Origin of the sequence: Dechloromonas sp. HYN0024, assembly GCF_003441615.1 — a bacterium.
Lineage (GTDB): Bacteria > Pseudomonadota > Gammaproteobacteria > Burkholderiales > Rhodocyclaceae > Azonexus.
Window position 1 is genome coordinate 2372056 of record NZ_CP031842.1, and the last position, 22238, is coordinate 2394293.

General features: G+C 61.1%; 21 protein-coding genes and 1 pseudogene. 7 read left to right on the forward strand and 15 right to left on the reverse strand.

All coding sequences use genetic code 11. From position 1 onward, the window contains the following. Positions 1 to 21: 21 nt before the first annotated feature. The 7 genes from HYN24_RS11340 to HYN24_RS11370 are packed head-to-tail and all read left to right on the forward strand — an operon-like array spanning position 22 to position 6753. Entirely contained in the window at positions 22 to 1179 is a 1158-nt protein-coding gene (locus HYN24_RS11340; RefSeq protein WP_117609353.1) for a tetratricopeptide repeat protein, read from the forward strand. Further along, entirely contained in the window at positions 1176 to 2480 is a 1305-nt protein-coding gene (locus HYN24_RS11345) for a murein L,D-transpeptidase family protein (RefSeq protein WP_240327659.1), read from the forward strand. Before HYN24_RS11340 ends, HYN24_RS11345 begins: the two co-directional genes overlap by 4 nt. Further along, the gene (locus HYN24_RS11350; RefSeq protein WP_205421380.1) at positions 2480 to 3052 is read left to right on the forward strand and encodes a peptidylprolyl isomerase; all 573 of its coding nucleotides are present in this window, start codon (positions 2480 to 2482) and stop codon (positions 3050 to 3052) included. Before HYN24_RS11345 ends, HYN24_RS11350 begins: the two co-directional genes overlap by 1 nt. A 10-nt stretch (positions 3053 to 3062) precedes the next feature. Beyond that, a complete protein-coding gene (locus HYN24_RS11355; protein ID WP_117609354.1) occupies positions 3063 to 3554 on the forward strand; it encodes a peptidylprolyl isomerase in 492 nt (163 codons plus the stop codon). Next, complete coding sequence (locus tag HYN24_RS11360) at positions 3551 to 4279, forward strand: UDP-2,3-diacylglucosamine diphosphatase (protein WP_117609355.1); 729 nt, start codon at positions 3551 to 3553, stop codon at positions 4277 to 4279. Before HYN24_RS11355 ends, HYN24_RS11360 begins: the two co-directional genes overlap by 4 nt. 10 nt (positions 4280 to 4289) lie before the next feature. Beyond that, positions 4290 to 6125, forward strand: a complete 1836-nt coding sequence (gene recQ, locus HYN24_RS11365) for a DNA helicase RecQ (protein ID WP_240327660.1) — start codon at positions 4290 to 4292, stop codon at positions 6123 to 6125. Position 6126: 1 nt separating this feature from the next. Next, entirely contained in the window at positions 6127 to 6753 is a 627-nt protein-coding gene (locus HYN24_RS11370) for a DUF2238 domain-containing protein (protein WP_117609356.1), read from the forward strand. Here HYN24_RS11370 and HYN24_RS11375 read toward each other — a convergent pair whose 3' ends face one another. From HYN24_RS11375 to HYN24_RS11445, 15 genes and pseudogenes are all read right to left on the reverse strand, one after another. Beyond that, positions 6754 to 8412, reverse strand: a complete 1659-nt coding sequence (locus HYN24_RS11375; protein ID WP_117609357.1) for a fatty acid--CoA ligase — start codon at positions 8410 to 8412, stop codon at positions 6754 to 6756. Positions 8413 to 8522: 110 nt separating this feature from the next. After that, the gene (locus HYN24_RS11380) at positions 8523 to 9599 is read right to left on the reverse strand and encodes a lipopolysaccharide assembly protein LapB (protein WP_117609358.1); all 1077 of its coding nucleotides are present in this window, start codon (positions 9597 to 9599) and stop codon (positions 8523 to 8525) included. Between the two features lies 1 nt (position 9600). After that, a complete protein-coding gene (locus HYN24_RS11385) occupies positions 9601 to 10428 on the reverse strand; it encodes an ExeA family protein (RefSeq protein WP_117609359.1) in 828 nt (275 codons plus the stop codon). A gap of 175 nt (positions 10429 to 10603) precedes the next feature. Further along, positions 10604 to 12208 (reverse strand): annotated as a pseudogene (locus HYN24_RS11390) (secretin N-terminal domain-containing protein); the annotation flags it as partial. Continuing rightward, positions 12205 to 12600, reverse strand: a complete 396-nt coding sequence (locus HYN24_RS11395; protein WP_162888711.1) for an MSHA biogenesis protein MshK — start codon at positions 12598 to 12600, stop codon at positions 12205 to 12207. The gene HYN24_RS11395 and the pseudogene HYN24_RS11390, both read right to left, overlap by 4 nt. After that, positions 12585 to 13271 carry a hypothetical protein gene (locus HYN24_RS11400; protein WP_117609362.1) on the reverse strand — a complete coding sequence of 229 codons (687 nt, stop codon included), beginning with the start codon at positions 13269 to 13271 and terminating at the stop codon, positions 12585 to 12587. Before HYN24_RS11400 ends, HYN24_RS11395 begins: the two co-directional genes overlap by 16 nt. Continuing rightward, positions 13268 to 13927, reverse strand: a complete 660-nt coding sequence (locus HYN24_RS11405; protein ID WP_117609363.1) for a PilN domain-containing protein — start codon at positions 13925 to 13927, stop codon at positions 13268 to 13270. Before HYN24_RS11405 ends, HYN24_RS11400 begins: the two co-directional genes overlap by 4 nt. Further along, positions 13924 to 14850 carry an agglutinin biogenesis protein MshI gene (locus HYN24_RS11410; protein ID WP_117609364.1) on the reverse strand — a complete coding sequence of 309 codons (927 nt, stop codon included), beginning with the start codon at positions 14848 to 14850 and terminating at the stop codon, positions 13924 to 13926. The genes HYN24_RS11405 and HYN24_RS11410 overlap by 4 nt, the downstream gene beginning before the upstream one ends. A gap of 287 nt (positions 14851 to 15137) precedes the next feature. Next, positions 15138 to 15581 carry a prepilin-type N-terminal cleavage/methylation domain-containing protein gene (locus HYN24_RS16300; RefSeq protein WP_117609365.1) on the reverse strand — a complete coding sequence of 148 codons (444 nt, stop codon included), beginning with the start codon at positions 15579 to 15581 and terminating at the stop codon, positions 15138 to 15140. Between the two features lie 22 nt (positions 15582 to 15603). Further along, a complete protein-coding gene (locus HYN24_RS16305; protein ID WP_305790962.1) occupies positions 15604 to 16167 on the reverse strand; it encodes a prepilin-type N-terminal cleavage/methylation domain-containing protein in 564 nt (187 codons plus the stop codon). Between the two features lie 93 nt (positions 16168 to 16260). Further along, complete coding sequence (locus HYN24_RS11425; RefSeq protein ID WP_117609367.1) at positions 16261 to 16686, reverse strand: hypothetical protein; 426 nt, start codon at positions 16684 to 16686, stop codon at positions 16261 to 16263. 7 nt (positions 16687 to 16693) lie between these two features. Then, positions 16694 to 17923 carry a type II secretion system F family protein gene (locus tag HYN24_RS11430; RefSeq protein ID WP_117609368.1) on the reverse strand — a complete coding sequence of 410 codons (1230 nt, stop codon included), beginning with the start codon at positions 17921 to 17923 and terminating at the stop codon, positions 16694 to 16696. A 6-nt stretch (positions 17924 to 17929) separates the two neighbouring features. Then, the gene (locus HYN24_RS11435; RefSeq protein WP_205421382.1) at positions 17930 to 19606 is read right to left on the reverse strand and encodes a GspE/PulE family protein; all 1677 of its coding nucleotides are present in this window, start codon (positions 19604 to 19606) and stop codon (positions 17930 to 17932) included. 124 nt (positions 19607 to 19730) lie between these two features. Beyond that, positions 19731 to 21008, reverse strand: coding sequence for a DEAD/DEAH box helicase (locus HYN24_RS11440; RefSeq protein ID WP_117610344.1), 1278 nt, complete (start codon positions 21006 to 21008; stop codon positions 19731 to 19733). Between the two features lie 48 nt (positions 21009 to 21056). After that, complete coding sequence (locus HYN24_RS11445; RefSeq protein ID WP_117609369.1) at positions 21057 to 22238, reverse strand: O-succinylhomoserine sulfhydrylase; 1182 nt, start codon at positions 22236 to 22238, stop codon at positions 21057 to 21059.

The window sequence follows — 22238 nt, forward strand, 5'->3', positions numbered from 1 at the left end:
CTCGAAAAGTATAGCATAGCGATGACCTCAATTTCCCTGCTCCAGCCCCGTTTTAAGCAGCTCAAGACGTTGCGTGCACTGGCAATCGGCCTGGCCATCGGCTTTGCAGCGCCGTCCTTTGCCGACAATCTCCCGGAAGTCCAGCGCCTGATCAAGCAGGGTCAGTATCCGCAGGCCCTCGACAAGGTCGATGCCTATCTGAGCAGCCGTCCCAAGGATGCCCAGGGCCGCTTCCTGAAGGGCCTGATCTATACCGAGATGAACAAGCCGGCCGAAGCCATCAGCGTGTTCACCAAACTGTCTGAAGACTACCCGGAACTGCCCGAGCCCTATAACAACCTGGCCGTGCTCTACGCCCAGCAAAAGCAGTATGACAAGGCGCGTACAGCCCTCGAAATGGCCATCCGGACACATCCGTCCTACGCCATCGCCTACGAAAATCTCGGCGATGTGTACGCCAAACTGGCCAGCCAGGCCTACGACAAGGCCCTGCAACTGGACAACGCCAATTCGGCAACACAGAACAAGCTGGCCCTGATCCGCGACCTGATCACCACCTCCGGCAAGGGCAACGTCAAGCCGACGCCCGCACCTGTCGCCGCCACGGCCCCGGCCGTGACTAGCACGCCACCAGCGGCGGCCGCCAGCAAGCCGGCCGCCCCGGCCGCAGCCCCGAGCGCCTCCATCGTTACCGCCACGCCGGGCGCCGCAGCCTCCACGCCGGTCGCCAAGCCGGTCGCCGCAGCCCCGACCCCGGCGGTTACCACCCCGACCCTTGCCGTGGCCCCGGCACCGGCTCCGACGCCAGCCCCCACCCCGGCACCGGCCAAGGCCAGCGCCGGCAACGACGAGGTCGTCAAGGCCATGACCGCCTGGGCTGACGCCTGGTCGCGCAAGGACATGAAAGCCTACCTGGGCGCCTATGCCCGCGATTTTGACACCCCCAAGGGCATGAGCCGCAAGGCCTGGGAACAGGAACGCGAGCAACGTATTGCCGGCAAGGGTGGCAAGATTTCAGTCTCTTTCGATACACCGAAGATCTCGATCAACGGTGATCAGGCTACCGCCAAGTTCCGCCAGCATTACAAGGCCACCGGCCTGAGCACGTCGACAACGAAGACCCTGGTGCTCGTTCGCGCCGGTAGCAAGTGGCTGATCAAGGAAGAAAACGCCCGGTGAAATTTGGCCGCAAATTAGCCCTGTCCGGACTGGCGGTAGCGCTCGCCGCCGGTGCGGCAGTCCGGCTGAAAGACCAGTCAGCCAGCACCCCGGTCACCATCAACGAACTCTCGGCGATCGCCCTGACCCGGCCAGCCCCGGCCGCACCGGCCGCACCGACCAGGGACGCGGGGCTGCCGCTGGTCGTTTCCGACTCCGGTCCGGAAGAGACACTGACCCGCATTTTTGCCGAAATCGAAGGCAATCGCCTGAGCAATGCCCTGCAACTGACGGAAAACCTGCTGCGCCAGCATCCGAACTACCGTCTGGCTCACCTGATCAGGGGCGACCTGCTGCTCGCCCGGACCCAGCCGATCCAGACTTTCGGGGCGCTCAGTGGCGCGCCGGCCGACAAGGTCGCCGACCTGCGCGCCGAGGCCATCGCCCGTCTCACGGCCTATCGCGAGAAGCCGCCGGCTGATTTCGTACCGCGCTACCTGCTGCAGATGCAGCCCGACCAGCGCTTCGCCATCGTCGTCGACACCAAACGTTCGCGCCTCTACCTCTACGAAAACGACATCAAAAATGGCGGCCAGCCGCGCTTTGTCGCCGACTACTACGTCACACAGGGCAAACTGGGTGCCGAAAAGCTCGTCGAGGGCGACAAGAAAACCCCGGTCGGCGTCTATCACGTCACCGCCAATCTGCCCCGCCAAAAACTGGCGGACCTCTACGGCAGCGGCGCTTTCCCGCTCAATTACCCGAACGAATGGGACAAGCGGCAGGGCCGCAATGGTAGCGGCATCTGGCTGCACGGCACGCCCTCCGACACCTTCTCGCGCCCACCACGCGCCTCCGACGGCTGCGTTGTTCTGACCAATCAGGATCTCGACGTCGTCGCCAAGAACCTGCAGGTCGGTCTGACACCAGTCATCATCAGCAACTCGGTCGAATGGCTGTCGCTCGACGACTGGGCCAAGGAGCGCCGGGAACTGAACCAATCGATCGATGCCTGGCGCGCCGACTGGGAAAGCCGCGATTCAGAACGTTACCTGGGACATTACTCGACGCGCTTCAAAACCGGCGATCAAGGTTACGCCGAATTCGCCGCCCAGAAAAAACAGGTCAATGCCAGCAAGGAATGGATCAAGCTGAAGATCGACAATCTTTCCGTCCTGCGCAATCCAGGCAAGGAAGAAGTCGTCGTCGTCACCTTCGACCAGGATTACCGCAGCAACAACCTCAACAACCAGATGAAAAAACGACAGTACTGGCTGCGTGAAGACGGCCAGTGGAAAATCATTTACGAAGGAAGCGCCTGATGTTCAAGAAAATCTCCCTGCTTGCCACCGGCCTGCTTGCATCGCTCGCCGTATGGGCGGCGCCGACCATCGAAATGACCACCAACCTCGGCAAGATCACACTCGAACTCTTCCCCGAAAAAGCGCCGAAAACGGTTGAAATGTTCCTTTACAACGCCAAGCACGGCTTTTACGAGGCGACCATTTTCCATCGCGTCATTGACGGCTTCATGATCCAGGGTGGCGGTTTCAGCCGGGCCATGGAAGAAAAGAAGACCTTGACCCCGGCCCTGCAGAACGAAGCCAACAACGGCCTGACCAATGATCGCGGCACCGTCGCCATGGCACGTACGGGTGACCCGCATTCGGCCCGCGTCCAGTTCTTCATCAACCTAAAAAACAACGACTTCCTCAACCACCGGACAGCCGCCGACCCGCGCGGCTGGGGCTATGCCGTCTTCGGCAAGGTTACCCAGGGCATGGATGTCGTCGACAAGATCGCCAAGGTGCCAACCGGCAACGCTGGCTATTACGAAAACGTTCCGACCACGCCGGTGGTCATTCAGAACGTCAAAATCATCTCCGAAAAATAAGGATTACCCAATGATCAAGCTCACCACCAACCACGGTGTCATCACCCTCAACCTGGACGCCGAAAAGGCCCCGAAGACCGTTGCCAACTTCATTTCCTACGTTGAAGCCGGTCACTACAACAACACCATCTTCCACCGTGTCATCAAGAACTTCATGATCCAGGGTGGCGGCATGGAACCGGGCATGAACCAGAAGCCGTGCCAGGCCCCGATCGAGAACGAAGCCGCCAACGGCCTCAAGAACAAGCGCGGCACTATCGCCATGGCCCGCACCGGTGACCCGCACTCGGCCACCGCCCAGTTCTTCATCAATACCGTGGACAACGATTTCCTCGACTTCAAGTCGCCGTCCGGTCAGGGCTGGGGCTACTGCGTCTTCGGCGAAGTCGTTGAAGGCCTGGATGTGGTCGACAAGATCCGCGCCGTTGCCACCGGCAACAAGGGCTTCCATCAGGATGTGCCGAAAGAAGACGTGATCATCGAGAAGGCCGAGATCGTTTGATCTTCTTCATCTCCGATCTGCACCTGTCGCCCCGGTCACCCGGGGCGACTCGTTTGTTCCTGCGCTTTCTGGCTGGCCGTGCCCGGCAAGCCGAGGCGCTGTACATTCTCGGCGATCTCTTCGAGGTCTGGGTTGGCGACGACATCAACGACCCCTACGCGGCGCAGATCACGGCAGCCCTGCGGGAAGCCAGCCAAGCCGGCCTGAAAATCTGCTTCATGCATGGCAACCGCGACTTTGCCATCGGCGAGCAGTTCGCCACGGCGGCGGGCATTTCGCTCCTACCCGACCCCTACGAACTGGTCCTGCCCGAATGGTCTTTCGTGCTCGCCCACGGCGATGCGCTATGCCTCGACGACCACGCCTACATGACCTATCGCGCCAAGGTGCGCGACCCCGAATGGCAGCGAAAAATGCGCGCCAAACCACGCTTTCTGCGCAGCCTCCTTGGTCGTTACATCCGCTGGCGCAGTGCCCGCCGCAAGCGTGACCAGGCCTATGTTTACGCCGACCTCAATGGTCCGGCCACCGACGACTTCCTGCGCGAACACGGCTACGCCACCTTCATCCACGGCCATACCCACCGTCCGGAAAAGCACGACCATATCGTCGACGGTATCCACGTCGAACGCTGGGTACTCGCCGACTGGCACGAAACACACGGCGAAGCACTACGCTGGGATGGCGAGGCACTGAGTCGCGAAGCCGTCACCCTTGAAAGCTGAGAAAACCTTAGTGTCGACTGCTGCAACAGGCAACATCCGGGCGCTGAAAATCCTGCGCGATGTCTTCGGCTATCCCGCCTTTCGCGGCGCCCAGGCCGAGATCATCGACCACATCGGCGAAGGCGGCGACGCCCTCGTCCTCATGCCGACCGGCGGCGGCAAGAGCCTCTGTTACCAGATCCCGGCCCTGCTGCGCAGCGGCTGCGCCATTGTCGTCTCGCCGCTCATCGCCCTCATGCAGGACCAGGTCGACGCCCTGACCCAGTTGGGCGTCAAGGCGGCCTGCCTTAATTCCACCCTCGACTGGCGCGAAGCGCAGGCGATCGAACAACAGATGTTCGCCGGCGACATCGACCTCGTCTATATTGCCCCCGAACGCCTGCTCCTTGAGCGCAGCCTGTCGATGCTCGACGCCCTTTACGAAGCCGGCAAGCTCGCCCTCTTCGCCATCGACGAAGCGCACTGCGTGTCGCAATGGGGTCACGACTTCCGGCCGGAATACCTGCAACTGTCGACCCTGCACGAGCGCTACCCGAACATCCCGCGCATTGCGCTGACGGCGACCGCCGACAAGGCGACGCAGAACGAAATGCTGGTCCGCCTCGGCCTGACCGAAGCACGCGTTTTCCTGTCCAGCTTCGACCGCCCCAATATCCGCTACACCGTGGTCGAAAAGGACAATGCCAAGAAGCAGTTGCTCGGCTTCCTGGCCGGGCGCCAGGGCCAGGCCGGCATCGTCTATTGCCTGTCGCGGAAAAAAGTCGAAGAGACCGCCGACTGGCTGTCGGCCCAGGGCTACCCGGCCCTGCCCTACCACGCCGGCCTGCCCGCCCTGACCCGCGCCGCCAATCAGCGCCGCTTCCTGCGCGAGGAAGGCCTCATCATGTGCGCCACCATCGCCTTCGGCATGGGCATCGACAAGCCCGACGTCCGCTTCGTCGCCCACCTCGACCTGCCCAAGAGCATCGAGGCCTATTATCAGGAAACCGGCCGCGCCGGGCGGGACGGCGAACCGGCCGAGGCTTGGATGGCCTATGGCATGCAGGACGTCGCCCTGCAACACGCGCGCATCGCCGAATCGGGCGCCGGGGAGGGCCAGAAAATCCTCGAATCGCAACGCCTGACCGCCCTGCTCTCCTACTGCGAAGCGCCGCGCTGCCGGCGCCAGGTGCTGCTCAATTATTTCGCCGAAGAACGCCAGCCCTGCGGCAATTGTGATGTCTGCATCGAGCCGCCAGAGCTGTGGGATGGCACGCAGGCAGCACAAAAAGCCCTGTCGGCCATTTTCCGTACCGGCATGCGCTTTGGTGTCACGCATCTGACCGATGTCCTGCGCGGCAAGGCCACCGACAAGATCAAACAATGGAATCACGACCAGTTGCCGACATTCGGCGTCGGTGCCGATCTCGATGATCACGGCTGGAAAAGTGTTTTTCGCCAACTGGCCGCCGCCGGACTGGTCCATGTTGATATGGCCGAACACGGGGCCCTGCAACTCACCGATGCTGCCCGCGAAGTGCTCAAGGGGCAGCGCAGCGTACAACTGCGCCGGACAGCCCGCCGCAAAGCCACGTCATCGTCGTCGAAAAGCAGTAGCACCGCGGCCCACAGTGCCCTGTCATCGGCGGATGAGGTTCTCTTTCAGCTTCTGCGGAGTTGGCGCAGCGATACAGCCAAAGAGCAAGCGGTGCCGGCCTACGTTATCCTGCACGACAAAACCCTGCGCGAACTGGCCGAAGTCCGGCCAACCAGCCACGGCATGTTGGCCGGCATCACCGGCATGGGTAGCGCCAAGATCGAGCATTACGGCGAAGAACTGCTCAATCTGATTCGCAACGAGGGCTGAGATGGAAGCCCGCAAACTTTTAAACGCCTCACTCGCCGGTATCGTCATCGCCGCCCTCATCATTTCGGGCCTCGCCCCATTCGACCGGGCGACCTGGATCATGGAAGTGGCACCTGTGCTCATCGCCTTGCCGCTGATGGTTGCCACCCGCAAGAGCTATCCGCTGACCACCCTGCTCACCGTACTGATCGCTGCCCACATGCTGGTTCTGATCGCCGGCGGTGCCTATTCGTATGCCCGCGTGCCGTTCGGCTTCTGGATGCAGGAGGTGCTCGGCACAACGCGCAACCCCTACGACAAGCTCGGCCACTTCATGCAGGGCTTTGTCCCGGCACTGGTCGCCCGGGAAATTCTGATCCGTGGCGGGCATGTCGTCGGCCGAAGAATGACCGGCTTCCTGTGCATCTGCATCGCCATGGCCATCAGTGCCAGCTACGAACTGATCGAATGGGCGGCCGCTGTCAGCCTGGGTCAGGGTGCCGACGAATTCCTCGGCACCCAGGGTGATCCCTGGGATACGCAGTCCGACATGTTCATGGCCTTGCTTGGGTCGACCTCGGCCATGGCCCTGCTCGCTGGCTGGCACGACCGGCAGCTCAACCGCCTGCCGGCACACCCAGCTCCCTGATCACATGCGCAGCGCGGCCGGATCGGCCCGCATCAGGCGCTTGTTCATCTTGCCGACGCTGGTCTTGACCAGCGTCTTGACGAAACTGACCTGCAATAGCACACCATAGCGCGACACACCGGCCGCCTCGATGGCGTGGGCGGCATAGTTACGCAGGGCATGCTCGGTAACCTGCTCGACAAAATCCGGCTTCAGCAAGACCAGCGCCAAGGGGCGCTCACCCCACTTATCGTCGGGAATGCCGATCACTGCCACTTCGCTGACCGCCTCATGTTTGGCAATGATGTCTTCCAGTTGCAGCGAGGACGTCCATTCGCCACCGGTCTTGATGACATCCTTGATCCGGTCAGTCACCTTGAGGTAGCCGGCCGGGTTGATGTTGCCGATGTCGGCGGTATGCAGATAGCCACCCGCCCACAGGTCTTCGGAAGCTTCCGGGGCAGCGACATAGCCCTGGGTCAACCACGGGGCGCGCACCACCACTTCGCCGGTCGCCTTGCCGTCGTGGGCAACCTCGACCATCTCCGGATCGACAATGCGCAGATCGACGAGTGGCAAGGGACGGCCAGTCTTGGCCCGGATCACCGCCTGCTCTTCCAGCGACAGCTTGAGATCGGCACTGTCGAGATGGGCAAGACTGAGCACCGGGCAGGTTTCCGACATGCCGTAGCCAGTGAACAGGTCCATGCCGCGTTTCTGGGCCGAAATCGCCATGGCTTCAGGCATCGCCGCACCGCCAATGAGGATTTTAAGGCCGCTGAAATCGGTCGTTTTGGCCGCCGGATGGCTGAGAATCATGTGCAGGATGGTCGGCACACAATGCGAAAAGCTGACCCCCTCCTCGCTGATCAGCCGGCAGATCACGTCCGGCTGATAGCGGCCGGGATAGACCTGCTTGACGCCCAGCATCGTTGCCAGATACGGGAAGCCCCAGGCATGGACATGGAACATCGGCGTCATCGGCATATACACATCCTCGCGATGGATATGCCCCTGCGCGTTGGCCCCGCCGAGCGCCGCAGCGCAGCCGAGGGTATGCAGGACAAGCTGGCGATGACTGAAATAGACGCCCTTCGGATTGCCGGTCGTGCCGGTCGTGTAGAAGGTTGTCGCTTGCGCATTCTCGTCAAAATCGGGGAATGCGAAGTCGGCTGAGGCATCGGCCAGCATCGCTTCGTATTCGGCGGCCATGTGCACCGGTGCAGGCGGCATTGCCGTCTCGTCGGAGAAGAGAATGAATGTCTTGACCGTCTCCAGCCCACCGGCGATCTGCGCCAGAATCGGGAAAAATTCGCTATTAACCAGCAGGACATCGGCTCTGGCATGGTTCAGCGTATAAAGAATCTGTTCCGGACTGAGGCGGACATTCACTGTCTGGAGGATCGCCCCCATCATCGGCACGGCAAAGAAGCATTCGAGATAACGATGACTGTCCCAGTCCATCATCGCCACCGTCTGCCCGGACTCAACGCCAAGGCCGTTCAGACCATTGGCCAGCCGGCCGATACGCTCGTTCAGGGTGCGGTAGTTGTAGCGCAGCTTGCCCTGATAGGTGATTTCCTGATCCGGCGCGATGGCCAGTGGCGTGAGCAGCAATTGCTTGATCAGCAGTGGATAGGCGTAGGCCGAGGCCGTGGACTGGATAAGTTTGACCGCCATGTCTGAATCTCCCTGTTCTATCGTTTTTCTGGCTGGCTGATGCCGCCCTCAGGGAGAATTTTACTCGCCGCAACTTTCAGCGGCTGCGCTCAACAGCAAAAATTGGGGCGCTAGTGCAGGTGCTGTTCAGCCACCGCAGCCAATTCCGACGACAAGGTGTTGGTTGCCACGGCCCGGCGCAGCGCTTCTTTCGCTTCCGTCAGCCGGCCATCCGCTTCCAGCGCCAGACCAAGCCCCAGCCACCAGCGACCTTCACCCGGCGACAGGCGGGCGGCCCGCTGGTAATGGGTGACGGCCGCCTTGTTGGCCCCCAGACGGGTCTTCAGATGGCCCTGAAAGCCGGCAAAGTCAGCGTTAGCTTCGGCGTATGACTGCGACGCAGCCAGGGTACGATCTGCCGCCGTCAAATCATTCTGTTCAAGCTGCAGACGGGCCAGCGACATTGCCCAGCCAGTCTGGCCGGGTTGCAGCTCAAGTCCCTCGCGCAAGACGCTGATCGCTTCATCGTTCTTGCGCATTTCAAGGAGTTGGCGCAGCAGCATCTGCCGCGCCAGCACGTAGGTCGGGTCTTGCTTGAGGGCGGCGCGGAAGCCTTCTATGGCCTCAACACTACGTCCGGAAGCCAGGGCGTTTTCCGCCTTGCGGTATTCGCCGTCGGCACGGTCGCGCGGCGTCGTCAGGACCGCACTCTTTTCGATCTTGACCGGACCGGTCGGCGCGGCCTGCGGCGTCACCGACGCAACGGGCGCAGCGTCCGGCTTTGGCCGGACAGCCGGCACGACAGGATCGGGCACAGCCAGAATAGTGGCGGCCTGCAGGACCGGGGCGACGGCCTGCACCGGTTCGCTGGCCGGAACGGGCTTATCGACCACCGGCGGCAATTGTGCGGGCGCAGCGGCCGGCACCAGCGTTGGCGGAGCAACCAGCGCCGGGGTGGGGCTGACTGCGGCTTGAGGTGCTGGCGCAGGGGCCGGCGGGGTGCCGGAACCGGGCAACAGCGTCCCGTTGGCGAGGAGGACAGCCACACCCAGCAAGGGGACGCCAACCAGCAGAACCGGCTTGACCCAGCGCCCGGTGTCGGCCGGAGCCGCGGGCAGTGAACGAATTTCGCGCTGCAGGCTTTGCCGGGCCGGATCATCGGGGCGTTTGGCCTCGATATTGCGCAGCATGTCGTTGATCAGGCTCATATCACCACCATCCGGCCGAAGCCGCGCCTTCGGTATCAGCCGCCGCCCGACGAACGTGGATCGGCTTTACCGCGTGTTCACCTTCCCCAAAAACCGACAGCAGCGATTTATGGGCCAGAATATTGAGCAGGCGCGGCGTGCCGCGGCTGGCTTTGTGCAGGCAGCGAACGGCCGCCGAACCGAACAATTCGCTGCCGCGATAGCCGGCAACGCGCAAGCGATGCGCCAGGTAATTGGCCACCTCTTCACGAACCAGACCCTTGATCCGGTAATGAAAGGCAATGCGCTGCAGCAACTGGCGAACCGATTGGTCGGCCAGTTTGCGATCCAGTTCCGGCTGACCGAACAAGATGATCTGCAGCAACTTGCGTTTTTCCGTTTCAAGATTCGACAGCAAACGCAGCGATTCGAGCGTCTCCAGCGGCATGGCCTGCGCCTCGTCGATGCAGACAACCACCTGACGGTCGGCGGCGGCGTGTTCCAGCAGCGCCCGGTTGATGCTTTGCAGCAGGTGATAGTCGTCGCTGTCGGGGCTGACTTCCAGCCCCAGTTCCTCGGCCAGTGCCAGTTGCAGGGTGCGCGGTGCGAGATAGGGATTGGGCAGGTAGGCCGAGACGCTGCCTTCCGGCAACGCCTGCAGCAAACGACGGCAGAGCAGGGTCTTGCCGGTACCGACTTCACCGGTAATCTTGATGAAACCTTCGCCGCTAGCGAGGGCGATCAGCAGCGTATTCAAGGCTTCCTGATGACTGCGGGTAATCACCGTATAGCTGGTATCCGGCGTAATACCGAAGGGCAGTTCAGTCAGGCCGAAATGATCGAGATACAACGCTAGTTGCCTCCGTTACGGCTCATTGCCACTGGAGATGGCGCGGCTGACGCGGATCCATGCTTTGAATTCGTTCCTGACTTTCGAGCGACGCGTCGCGCCATGAGCTTTCACCGCGAATGATGGTCGAGCGCATGAGGATAACCAGTTCGCGTTTCCGGTTCGAAACGCTCTTCTGGCCGAACAGCGAACCGACACCCGGTACGGCGCTCACCCCCGGCAGGCCATAACGCCCGGTGCTCTGCTCCTGTTTCATCAGACCGCCGATGGCGACAATGCTGCCATCCTGAACGCGGACGATGCTGTCGGTTTCATTAACTGTACTGGAGGCCAGCGGCATCGAATAGGATTTTCCACCCACTGTCAGATTCTTGACCTTTTCCTGAACATCGCTGACCGAGGGATGGACATGCAGGATGATGTTGCCGTCGTCGTCGATCTGCGGCGTTACATCGAGGGCAATGCCCGAGAAGAACGGTTGCAGGGTGATCGTCGGATCGGTCTGGGTGGCCGTTGTGGTATTGGTTGCCGTGGTCGACGAGCCGCCGGTAATGCCGGTCACGAAATAGTCGTCGGTACCGACCTTGAGCACAGCCTTCTGGTTATTGGTCGTCGCGATGCGCGGGCTGGACAGCACCTGGACATCGCCCTGGCCTTCAAGGAAGGAGAGCAGTGCCGAGAAGTTACTGGCCTGGAAGGCCAGTCCGAAAAAGCCCTGACCCGATGAGGAGGTTCCCATCGCCCCATTGTTACCCGGCAGGGCCGCGATGGATGTGCCAACCGAGGTTCCCGCCGAAATCCCGGTGGCCGAGGCGCCAATAGCCCCGGTTCCGGCCAGTGTCGCGCCGGGTGAGAGCACGCCGAGGGCGAAACGGTCGGCGATGCCGCCGAACTGGCTCCAGTTGATACCGGTCTGGTAAGAGTCGTTGAGCGAGACTTCGATGATCTTGGCTTCGAGCATGACCTGACGCTCAACCACCAGCTGGGTGGCCTTGAGATAGTCGTCTACCGCCCGCAATTCACCCGGAGTCGCCTTGACCAGCACGACGCCAGAGCTATTGTTGATGATGATGCTGCGCCCGTCCTGAGTGCCGACAATAGCGGTCAGCGCAGCGCCCAGATCTTTCCAGAAGTCGTAATCCGATGAGGTCTGCACCCGCGTGCTATCGCCAGCCCGATTCTGCGGCGACGCACCGCTACCGACCGGATTGCTCGCCCCCGGCTGGCCAGTGGCACCGGTACCGGACGATGGGGTAGTGGTTGACGGCGAACTGCTGGTCACCCGCATGTCACTCATGCCCTGGCGGCGACTGGCCAGGTAATTGATCTTGAAAATGCGGGTCTGGATGGTATTCGGCTGGACAGTGATGCGGTTGCCCTGAATCCGGTAATCGTAGCCATAGATGTCGCGCAGGGTGTCGAGTGCCTCGCGCACCGTGGTGTTCTTGAGGTTGAGGCTGACCGTACCGGACAATTCGGGTGGGAACAGCATGCTGTACGACGTGCCGGACACCAGCGCATTGAGCACCTGTGTCACTGGCGCATTATTGACGGCCAGATTGAAGCGCGGCTCTGGCTTGGTCGTCTTCGGCTGCTCGAGTTGCAGCGGCGGCACCATGGCCTGGCCGACGATGTCGCCCTGCGAACGCTTCGCCTTGCTGGCTGCTGCTGCGCCTAGCTCCTTGTCAGCCTGCTCGAAGGCATCAGCCCGACGTGCATATTGATTGCTGCACGCATTCAGCAGCAGCGCCGACATTGCGACTATCAAGATCTTGCTCATGGCGAACCCTTCACTGTCCCGGATTTCCCCTTCTTTCGGGGTTTGGGCGTAACTATCATCTGTTTTTCAACGTCGGGAGTCAGGAAAAGATGCGTCACCCCATCTGCCCCCTTCAACACTGCTTCGCGCTCGGTCAGGCGGACCAGTGTGGCCTCGCCAACACGCCCCCCCAACGCCACCGTCTGACCACCGATCACGGCAACCGGCCGACGCCCCTGAGCAATCAGGACCGACTGAAGACGGAATGTTCCGCCCCCTTCTTCTCCCGGCTTTGCCTCGTCGACCGGCATCAGCCAGGTCGCCGGCGGTCGCGTCGGATCAGCCGACTGGGCCAGTAGCGGGCCACTGACGGCAAGCAGGGCAAGGGCGATCAGCCTCATAGGGTCAACCATGTTTTGTCTGGACTCAGGGTATACACCGTCAGGGTCATTTCAGCCCGCGGATAATCGACAACACGATAGCTCAGTTGTCCCCACAGCAGGCGTTTCTGCAATTTTTCGAGCTGGGCGAGATAGGCCTGTAGCTGGCCGTAGTTGCCTTCCAGGCGAATTTCCACACCGTGCCGGTAGAGATCGAAAGCGCGCTCGACCGGCTTGCTACCAGCTTCGCTGGCCGGCGCCTTCTGGCTCAGCACGCTTTGCGGCGCGAGGGTCTTGAGGCTAACCAGGCGCAGCCCGGCATGACGGGCCAGCAAGCCTTCAAGCAGGCCATTCATGTCCTGTGGCCGGACCAGTGCGGTCCCGACCGTCAGCAATTGCTCATCAAGCTGGTTGCGTTGCGCATTGACGGCGGCCAGTTCGGCTTTCTTGGCGGCATCGGGATCAACGTTCAACTGTTGCTGCATGGTAACAACCTGAGCCTGCAGGGTATCGAGCGCCGCGCCATCGGCGGCAATGCTGGCCTGCAGCGCCTTACTGCGCGCCGCTTGCGGCTCAAGCACGAGGGCATTGGCGATCAGCAGCGGGCCGAGAACCAGCGCCAGAGCGACCATGACCTGCTCTCGCCGGGACAGGGCCGCATATTTGCCGCAGATCACCTTCCATTGCTGGCGCAGCCCGTTCATCGCGTCTTCTCCTGTCCGACCACCAGATCGGTGTGCAGGGCAAATTCGGTATAGCGCGGCGAAGGCTTCGCCTTGACCGCACCCGGCACCTCAACACGCTTCTCGTCAGCGGGATCAATCCCCTTCATGTCGAGTGCGGCAAAGCGACGGCCGGCAAAAGCGGGTTCGCCATTGAGCCGGTTGATGTAAGTCGGTAGCAAGGCAGGATCAAGCAGGCGACCATGAATCTCGATACCTTTTTCGCCGAAACGAAATCCGGTCAGCCAGGCACCGTCGACAACCTGCCGGGAAAATCCCTGCAGCAATCCGGAATATGCATTCCCCTCGGTGACATCGCCCTGCGCGATGACCGCCAGCACTTCCTGGCGCTGCTCGACGCCCATTCTGGCGGCACTGATAATGCCTTCCAGCGTGGCATCGGCACGCCGCCCGGCAAGCGCTCCACCCAGTGTCTGAACCTGCTGCTGCAAGGCTTGCAACTGCGTACTGATCGTTTCGTGCCGGGCCTTCAGGCTTGCCGTCTGCGAGTAGCCAAGGCTGACCAGCACCAGCACGAGCAGAAGACCGAGCACTGCCGCGCCAGCCACCACCGGCAAGGCCAGCCAGTCGAAGCGCGGGCGCAAGGCCGGCAATATGAGGTTGATCTGCTGACTCATGCCTCGCTCCTCAGCGCCGCGCCAATGGCGAGCAGGCTTTGGGCCTGACGGTCGGTCGAGCGCAACTCGGGCAGCGCAGCAAAATCAAGCACCGTCGAAAAATCAGCCACCTGCACCGGCAGGTAGAGATTCTCAGCAATCGTCGCCACCGTGCCGGCACAATCCACTTCGGAGGCAACCAGAAGGCGCGACACGGAGACGAAACCGTACTGCCGGTCAAAATTATCGAGCGTTCGCTGCAGCTCCAGGGCGAGGCGCTCAAGCATCTGACGACGACGCTCTTCGTCGGCCTTGACCAGCTCGGCCATCGCCACCTCGATACGCCGCGACAGATAGAGTTCGCCGCCGCAGGTAATGGTCAGCAGACCTTCGTCCTGGGTCAGGAGCAAAAAGGCAAGGCCGCGATTCGGTTCCTCGAAAAGCACGGCGACGTTGCGCACGGCCATTTCAGGAATATCAATCGCTTCCAGCGGAATCTTTTTCTCGTGGTACAGCGCCATCCGTTCGCCGACCACGGCAGCCGGGGAAGCAACGGCGAACACACTGGCCTGACGGCCACCTTCGGTCGGAATATCGGCAATTGAAACCGCCGCATCATCAACCGGAAAATCAACCACATCCTTGAGACGCCAACGCGAGGCCTGGACGCGCTCCTCGGCCGGCACGGCCGGCGCATCAAGCTGGACCAGGCGATAGTCGCTTTCATCCAGCAAGGTAGCGCAACGGAAACGCTTCAAACCATGGCTCAGCGCCAGACGGGACAGGCTATCAGCTTCACTGCCTTCGATGCGGAACGAGTCGCACAGGGTGATTTGGGGGGAACCACCAGCGGCACGTATGACACGAGCAAGGTCAATACGGTCGCCCTGCCGGACTACCGACATCCAACCAGCATCAAACTTCGCCCCAAGTTTCGGCCACATTGTCCCAACACCTTATGTTTTTTAAGAAGACTATCTACTAACGCGTTATTTTTCAAGTACTTTATATATCAAAACCACGTGCCAAAACGGAACTCCCAAAAAGGTGGCGCACATTTAAACCCAACCCATGCAGCCAACGTGATTTCTCCGGGCCCACAGTTTTCGTTACGTGCCAAATGATTTCTCACCCACAAACGTGGAAAACCCGCCTCGCGGCGGGTTTGTTGTCATTGCGGATTTTGATAAAACCCGCAAAGCGCTTAGCCATTCAAATCAACCAATTGCGATCAAGCACCCGTCGCATGTCCGACAAAGGTCGCAGTAACACCTGCGGCAGTGCCGTCACCCATGACGAGTGTGCATGACACCCCGGCAGTGGTCAGGGCCGAATCGGTCACAATATAATATCTACCTTGAACAGTTGGGGATGGCAAGGCCCCTGCAGTAATCGTAATCGCCGGCGTCAACAACGCGCCAATGCCACTGCATTTTGCGGTGGCGGCAGACAGCGGGGTACACCTTGCTCCGGAGACATTATTCGCCACTGCACACCCAGCCACATTGATTGAACTGGCGGAAGACAAACCACCAGCAACGCCAGCCACAGCAGCTGCGTTGGCATCAGCACGAAGATCAATAAACTTTGGCAATGCCGTTGCGGACAGAATCCCGAGAATGACAATGACGATGATCAGTTCGATCAGGGTGAAGCCTTTTTGAATCGTTTTCATTACCTACTCCTAAAATTTGAAATCAGCAGCCAGCAGTATCGCTGGCGGTAACCGGCGCAGCATTGGCAATTGCTGCGGTATAAGAGAAGAAACAGGTTCCCGCTGTGGTCGCACCAACGACACCAAAGGTGGCGGTGGTACCGGCAACCGCATAGGTATATCCATCAGCCTGAAGGTTGGCGGCAGTCGGAATGAAGGCGCTGGTCAGACCTGCCATCGACAGGATACCCGCCGTACCAATAGCACTGACCGCCGGATATCCGTTGGTCAGGCTAACAATGCCGCTTTCGGTACACACTGTGCCGGCACCGGTTGTAATGTTGGTGGCCGTACCGCCACCACCGGGACAACCGGCAGCGTCGGCAACCCCGGCACGCGCCAGAACCGTTGCGTGCGCCAAAGCCGAACCGGCCAAGATGCTGCCACGAGCCGCCTGCAATTTGGCAATACGGGCTTCTCGCTGCAGATTGACGAAACGCGGCAGGGCCACGGAGGCCAGGATACCGAGAATGATGATGACGACAATCAGTTCGATCAGGGTAAAACCGAACTGGCCGCGCTTGCTGCTCATTGAATCAGTTTTCATATCTGCCTTAACGACTGTGGATTTTTTAACTTTAGACATTTTCGCCTTCCTCCTCAAGTATTACTTTAGCCATAATGCCTATGGCGTATATTACTACGGCATATCATCAAGGCGCAACAGACCAACGCCAGCAACAACCGCTCTGGGACTATCAACCCCCGCATCCCGACTGATCCGGAAGCGGGCCCGATGCCCATCGCGAAAACGATAAACCAGTTCCTTCGTCTTTCGATCAAAATACCAGACCGACTTTTGGTCCGGCACGCCATCCGTCACCCCCAGATAGCCGCCCGGCGCCGTGCCCACCCAGTCGATCGGGTTGTCACTCCGCGGCAGGCCGCCACCAAAGGTTTCGCGATGCGCCACGACTTCCATCAGTCCGATCCTGATGGCCGACACATCAGACTGCATCCTTGCTTCTTCCAGTTCGCCGCCGGCCTGGCCGATGGCCCGCCACAGGACGATGGCCAGGACACTGATGATGACGACGGCGATGGAAAATTCATAATAGCGTCGCATTGCTTCATCAATGCTTGATGGCAACCTTGCCGAGGTCCCACATCGGCAGGAAGATACCGAGCGCCAGTACAAGCACCATCGCGCCCAGACTGACAATAAGAATCGGCTCGATCTGCTGGCCGAGCGTCTTCAGTTCGTATTCGACCTCACGCTGATACATTTGGCCAACCTCTTCCAGCATCTCGTCGAGCGACCCCGACTCTTCACCGACCGAGATCATCTGGAGCACGACGGGCGAGAAGAAACTGGAGGCGATGGCGGCCCGGACGACGCTTTCACCCCGCTCGACGGTGTCGCGCATGCCTTCGATTTTCTGCGCGATATAGCTGTTGCCAACTGTTTGTGCGGAATTGCTCAAGGCCTGCATGACCGGCACACCGCTGCGCAGCCCCAGCGCGAAGCTGCGGGAGAAGCGGGCCATCGCCGCCTTGCGGACAATCTTTCCGGCAATCGGAAAACGCAGGACCATCGCTTCCCATTGCATCAAGCCGGCATCGGTGCGCACCCAGGCGCGGAAAGCAAGGGCTGCCCCAATAGTGCCGACCAGCATGGCCGGCCACCAGGCGACCATGAAATTGGAGAAACCGAGCAGTATTTTCGTCATCAGCGGCAGATCGGCACCGAATCCATCGAAAACTTTGGCAAAGGCCGGGATGACGAAGATATTGACGACAACCATGGCGGCCACCATGGCCATGATCACGAAACTTGGGTAGCGCAGCGCCGATTTGACCTGCTCGCGCATGAAACGCTCGAATTCCAGGTGATCGAAGAGGCGCAGGAAAATTTCGTCGAGCAGGCCGGTCGCTTCGCCGACGCGCACCATGGAAATATAGAAGGGATTGAAGACAGTCGGATGGCGGGCCAGAGAGAGTGACAGTTCGCGGCCGCCTTCCAGGCTTTCGCGGACATCCCGGATGACTTCCTTCATGGCCGGGTTGATCGCCGACTCCTGCAGGCCACTCAGGGCGCGCATGATCGGCACGCCGGACTTGAGCAGGGTATGGAGTTGCCGCGAGAAGAGCAGGATGTCGACGTGTTCAACCGTGGGCTTGAAGAACTCGATGCCGCCACCATCACCGCCGCTTTTTGCCGAGGCCCGGGTTTCCTGAATGGAAAGCGGCGTGATGCCGCGACCGAGCAGCAGGTCAGCCACACCGCCCGAGCTGGCGCCTTCGAGCACCCCCTCGATCAGCTTGCCGCCACCATCCCGTCCCTTGTAGGCAAAATTGGCCACGTTGGCTTATTCCTCGAACTGATTGCTGATGCGCATCGCTTCGGAAACCGTCGTCCGGCCGCTCAGCGCCATGCGCACTGCGTCGCGGCGCAGGGTTTCACCGGCCATCTGGAGGCGGGCCACCCGCATGAACTCGCCCGGATCCTCGTGATTGATAGCCTCAACCACGGTATCGCTCATTTCAAGAAATTCGTAGACGCCGCTCCGTCCCTGGAAACCCGTGCCGGCGCAATGTGAGCAGCCAGCGCCGTGATGATAGGTGTGCTGATCGACCTCGTTGGCCAGTTCATAGCGCAGCCATTCGTGCTCATTCGGGGTCAACGTGTAGGGGACGCGGCAATTGGTGCAGATCAGGCGGACCAGACGCTGGGCGATGACCATATGCACCGAGAGCGCCACCATATAGCGCGGCACCCCCATGTCGAGCAGGCGGATCGGGGTCGATACGGCATCGTTGGTATGCAGCGTGGACAACACGAGGTGGCCAGTCATGGCGGCCCGCATACCGATTTCGGCGGTCTCCTGGTCGCGCATTTCACCGATCAGCAGGATATCCGGGTCCTGACGCAGCACCGTCCGCAGCACACGCGAGAAAGACAGATCGATCTTTTCGTGCACCTGCACCTGATTCAATCCGGAGAGCCGGTATTCAACCGGATCTTCGACAGTAATGACCTTTTTCTCCGGGCTGTTCAGTTCGTTCAGCGCCGCGTAGAGGGTTGTCGTCTTGCCCGAGCCGGTCGGGCCGGTAACCAGCACCATGCCGCTTGGTCGCTTGAGGGAATGGCGCAAACGATCGAGGACGCGCTCGGGCATACCGATCCGCTCCAGTTCGAGCAGCCCCGTATTCTGAGCAAGAAGACGCATGACCACCGATTCGCCATACTGGGTGGGCAGCGTGGAAATACGCACATCAACCGAATTGCCGCGCACCTTGATATTGAATCGACCATCCTGGGGCAGGCGTTTTTCCGAAATATCGAGACCGGACATCAGCTTGAGGCGCAGGGCGACAGCGGACGACACCTTGCCATCAGCCTCGGTCTGGATGTGCAACACGCCGTCGATACGGAAACGGATGCGCAGGGATTTTTCCTGCGGCTCGAAATGGATGTCGGAAGCACGCAGGCGCATGGCTTCTTCGAACACCGTTTGCAGCAGCTTGACGACCGGCGCATCCTCGGCGCCCGGATTGAGGCCGAGCAGTTCGCCGAATTCGATGGGAATGTCGCCCAGTTCGGCGGTCAGTTCCTTGGCCAGGCCGGTGATCTGCTCGCCACGGTGATAGACGCGGTCGACCATCGACAACAACTGGGTTTCGGTGACGACGGCGAGGTCAATCTCGCGTTTGACCAGGCGGGTGATCTCGTCATAGGCCTGGAGGTCGGTCGGGTCAGCCAGGCCGATCTGCAAACGGCCATCCGGCAACTGGTCGAGCACGAGTGCCCGGAAACGACGGGCCGGCGCTTCGGGCAGGAGCTTGATCAGCTCCGGCTTGGGGGTGAAATTATTGAGGTTGATGAAGGGAATGCGCAATTGCCGGGCCAGCGCCTGCGAGATTCCTTCCTCGGTGACGTAGCCGCTCTCGACAAAAACGCGCCCAAGCTTGCGCCCGGTGCGTTTCTGCTCACCGAGGGCAATCTTCAGTTGTTCGTCTGTCAGCAAACCTTGCTGAATCAGCAAGTCGCCTAGTCGGACTTTTTCCGGGGGGGCATCCCGACCTCCAAAACACCTTAAGAAACTGCGTTAACGATATGAGTTTACGACTTAAGTTTCCACAGTAGACGTTTTTTCGCCCCCCGACAAGTCAGCGATGCCGGCTGCCGCTCCGATGTTGCTGCGGACCACCCGGTTTTTGCCCGGATTTTTGTGCCTGCGGCCGACCCGGCTGCGGCTTGCGCGCACCGCGCGGCGGCTGCACCGGCTTGGGCGGGGCAATCGCCGAAGGCTCGAAGCCCGGGATGACTTCACGCTCGAGATCGCGCTTGATCAGGCGCTCAATGTCGCGCAGGCTGCCCCGCTCGTCGTGGCTGACCAGCGAGATTGCCTCGCCTTCCATGCCGGCCCGGCCGGTGCGGCCAATACGGTGCACATAGTCTTCGGCGACATTGGGCAGTTCGTAGTTGATGACGTAGGGCAACGCATCAATATCGATACCACGGGCGGCGATGTCGGTGGCGACGAGGGCGACCAGCTTGCCTTCCTTGAAGTCGGTCAGGGCGCGGGTACGGGCCCCCTGCGATTTGTCACCGTGGATGGCGGCCGACTTGATACCGGCCTTTTCCAGCGTCCGCGACAGCGCATCGGCACCGTGCTTGGTGCGGGCGAAGACCAGCACCTGATGCCAGCCGCGCGTCTCGAAGAGGTGGCAAAGCAGCTCCTTCTTCTGATCGCGGTTGGTTTCGATGACGCGCTGGGTGACCGTTTCAGCCGCCGTATTGCGCGCTGCGACATCGACCGAGGCGGGATTGTGGAGGAGGCCGGCGGCCAGTTCGCGGATATCCGGCGAGAAGGTCGCCGAGAACATCAGGTTCTGGCGCTGCTTGGGCAGCAGGGCGATGATCTTGCGGATATCGCGGATGAAGCCCATGTCGAGCATGCGGTCGGCTTCGTCGAGGACAAAAATTTCGACCTTGGACAGATCGACCGTGCGTTGCTGAACGTGATCGAGCAAACGCCCCGGCGTTGCCACCAGCACATCGACGCCCCGGCGCAGGTTGGCGATTTGCGGATTGATGCCAACACCGCCGAAAACGGCCAGCGAATTGACCGGCAGATATTTGCCATAGGTGCGGACGCTTTCCTCAACCTGAATGGCCAGTTCGCGGGTCGGCGTCAGAACGAGGACGCGGGGGGCCTTGGTAATGCGGGTCAGGCGGTCATTCGGGCCGCTGCACAGACGGTGCAGGATGGGCAGCGTGAAGCCGGCCGTCTTGCCGGTGCCGGTCTGCGCCGTGGCCATCAGGTCGCGGCCGGTCATCACAGCGGGAATGGCCTGCGCCTGAATCGGCGTCGGCGTGTCATAGCCCTGCTCGCTGACGGCGCGCAGAAGTTCGGCCTTGAGGCCGAGATCGGTAAATTGCATGGGAACTCCGTGCAGGCAGCCCGGCATCGCCGGCCGCCCGCTGATCAATCAGATAAGGGCCAGACCCCGTTCGAGGTCGGCCTGAAGATCCTCCACCGCTTCGAGGCCGACAGCGATGCGCAGCAGCCCTTCATTGATGCCAGCCGCAGCCCGGGCTTCCGGGGTAATGCGGCCATGCGTGGTGGAGGCAGGATGGGTGATGGTGGTCTTGGTATCGCCGAGATTGGCGGTAATCGAGAGCAGGCGACAATTGTCGACAACCTGCCAGGCTTGTTCACGAGCGCCCTTGACTTCGAAAGCGACGATGGCACCGCCCGACTTCTGCTGCTGTTTCGCCAGTGCGTACTGCGGATGCGAGGGCAGGCCGGGATAATAGACGCGCGCCACTTTCGGGTGGGCTTCCAGCCAGGCGGCCAGTTGCGCCGCATTGGCCGATTGCGCATCAACGCGCAGCTTCAAGGTTTCCAGACCCTTGAGAAGGACCCAGGCATTGAAGGCCGACAAGGTCGGGCCAGCCGTGCGCAGGTATTTGAAAACTTCTTCGGTCAGTTTCTTCGGGCCGCAAATGGCACCGCCGAGCACCCGCCCCTGCCCATCGAGGAACTTGGTGGCCGAATGGATGACCAGATCGGCCCCCATGTCGAGCGGACGCTGCAGGATGGGTGTGCAAAAGCAGTTGTCTACCGCGACCAGGATGCCCTTGGCGTGGGCAATGGCAACCAGTGCCTTGATATCGGCAATCTCGGTCAGCGGATTGGACGGCGTTTCGAGGAAGAACAGTTTGGTTTCGGGACGGATCGCCGCTTCCCACGCTGCCGGATCGGTATGCGAGACGAAGGTGGTGGTGATGCCGGTGCGCGACAGGATGTTGTTGAACAACTGCACGGTAGCGCCGAACAGACTGTTCGACGCAACGATGTGGTCACCCTGCTTGAGATGGGCCAGCACGGCAGCCATGATGGCCGACATGCCGCTTGCCGTGGCAACGCAGTCTTCAGCCCCTTCGAGCGCCGCCAGACGGTCTTCGAACATGGTGACGGTCGGGTTGGTGAAGCGGGCGTAGACATTGCCCTCTTCCTCGCCGGAAAAACGCCGGGCGGCCTGCGCGGCACTTGGAAAAACAAAACTGGAGGTCAGGTACAGCGCCTCGGAATGCTCGCCGAACTGGCTGCGCTGCTGCCCGGCACGAACGGCCAGGGTTTCCGGACGGTAATCAGGCAAATCACTCAT

Bases quoted from the DNA above. Each gene is read 5' to 3' on its own strand.
- HYN24_RS11445 (WP_117609369.1), bottom strand. From the start codon at position 22,238: ATGAGTGATTTGCCTGATTACCGTCCGGAAACCCTGGCCGTTCGTGCC.
- HYN24_RS11440 (WP_117610344.1), bottom strand. From the start codon at position 21,008: ATGCAATTTACCGATCTCGGCCTCAAGGCCGAACTTCTGCGCGCCGTC.
- HYN24_RS11350 (WP_205421380.1), top strand. From the start codon at position 2,480: ATGTTCAAGAAAATCTCCCTGCTTGCCACCGGCCTGCTTGCATCGCTC.
- HYN24_RS16305 (WP_305790962.1), bottom strand. From the start codon at position 16,167: ATGAAAACTGATTCAATGAGCAGCAAGCGCGGCCAGTTCGGTTTTACC.
- HYN24_RS11425 (WP_117609367.1), bottom strand. From the start codon at position 16,686: ATGCGACGCTATTATGAATTTTCCATCGCCGTCGTCATCATCAGTGTC.
- HYN24_RS11395 (WP_162888711.1), bottom strand. From the start codon at position 12,600: ATGGTTGACCCTATGAGGCTGATCGCCCTTGCCCTGCTTGCCGTCAGT.
- HYN24_RS11340 (WP_117609353.1), top strand. From the start codon at position 22: ATGACCTCAATTTCCCTGCTCCAGCCCCGTTTTAAGCAGCTCAAGACG.
- HYN24_RS11400 (WP_117609362.1), bottom strand. From the start codon at position 13,271: ATGAACGGGCTGCGCCAGCAATGGAAGGTGATCTGCGGCAAATATGCG.
- HYN24_RS11375 (WP_117609357.1), bottom strand. From the start codon at position 8,412: ATGGCGGTCAAACTTATCCAGTCCACGGCCTCGGCCTACGCCTATCCA.
- HYN24_RS11380 (WP_117609358.1), bottom strand. From the start codon at position 9,599: ATGAGCCTGATCAACGACATGCTGCGCAATATCGAGGCCAAACGCCCC.
- HYN24_RS11355 (WP_117609354.1), top strand. From the start codon at position 3,063: ATGATCAAGCTCACCACCAACCACGGTGTCATCACCCTCAACCTGGAC.
- HYN24_RS16300 (WP_117609365.1), bottom strand. From the start codon at position 15,581: ATGAAAACGATTCAAAAAGGCTTCACCCTGATCGAACTGATCATCGTC.
- HYN24_RS11410 (WP_117609364.1), bottom strand. From the start codon at position 14,850: ATGTGGCCGAAACTTGGGGCGAAGTTTGATGCTGGTTGGATGTCGGTA.
- HYN24_RS11405 (WP_117609363.1), bottom strand. From the start codon at position 13,927: ATGAGTCAGCAGATCAACCTCATATTGCCGGCCTTGCGCCCGCGCTTC.
- HYN24_RS11370 (WP_117609356.1), top strand. From the start codon at position 6,127: ATGGAAGCCCGCAAACTTTTAAACGCCTCACTCGCCGGTATCGTCATC.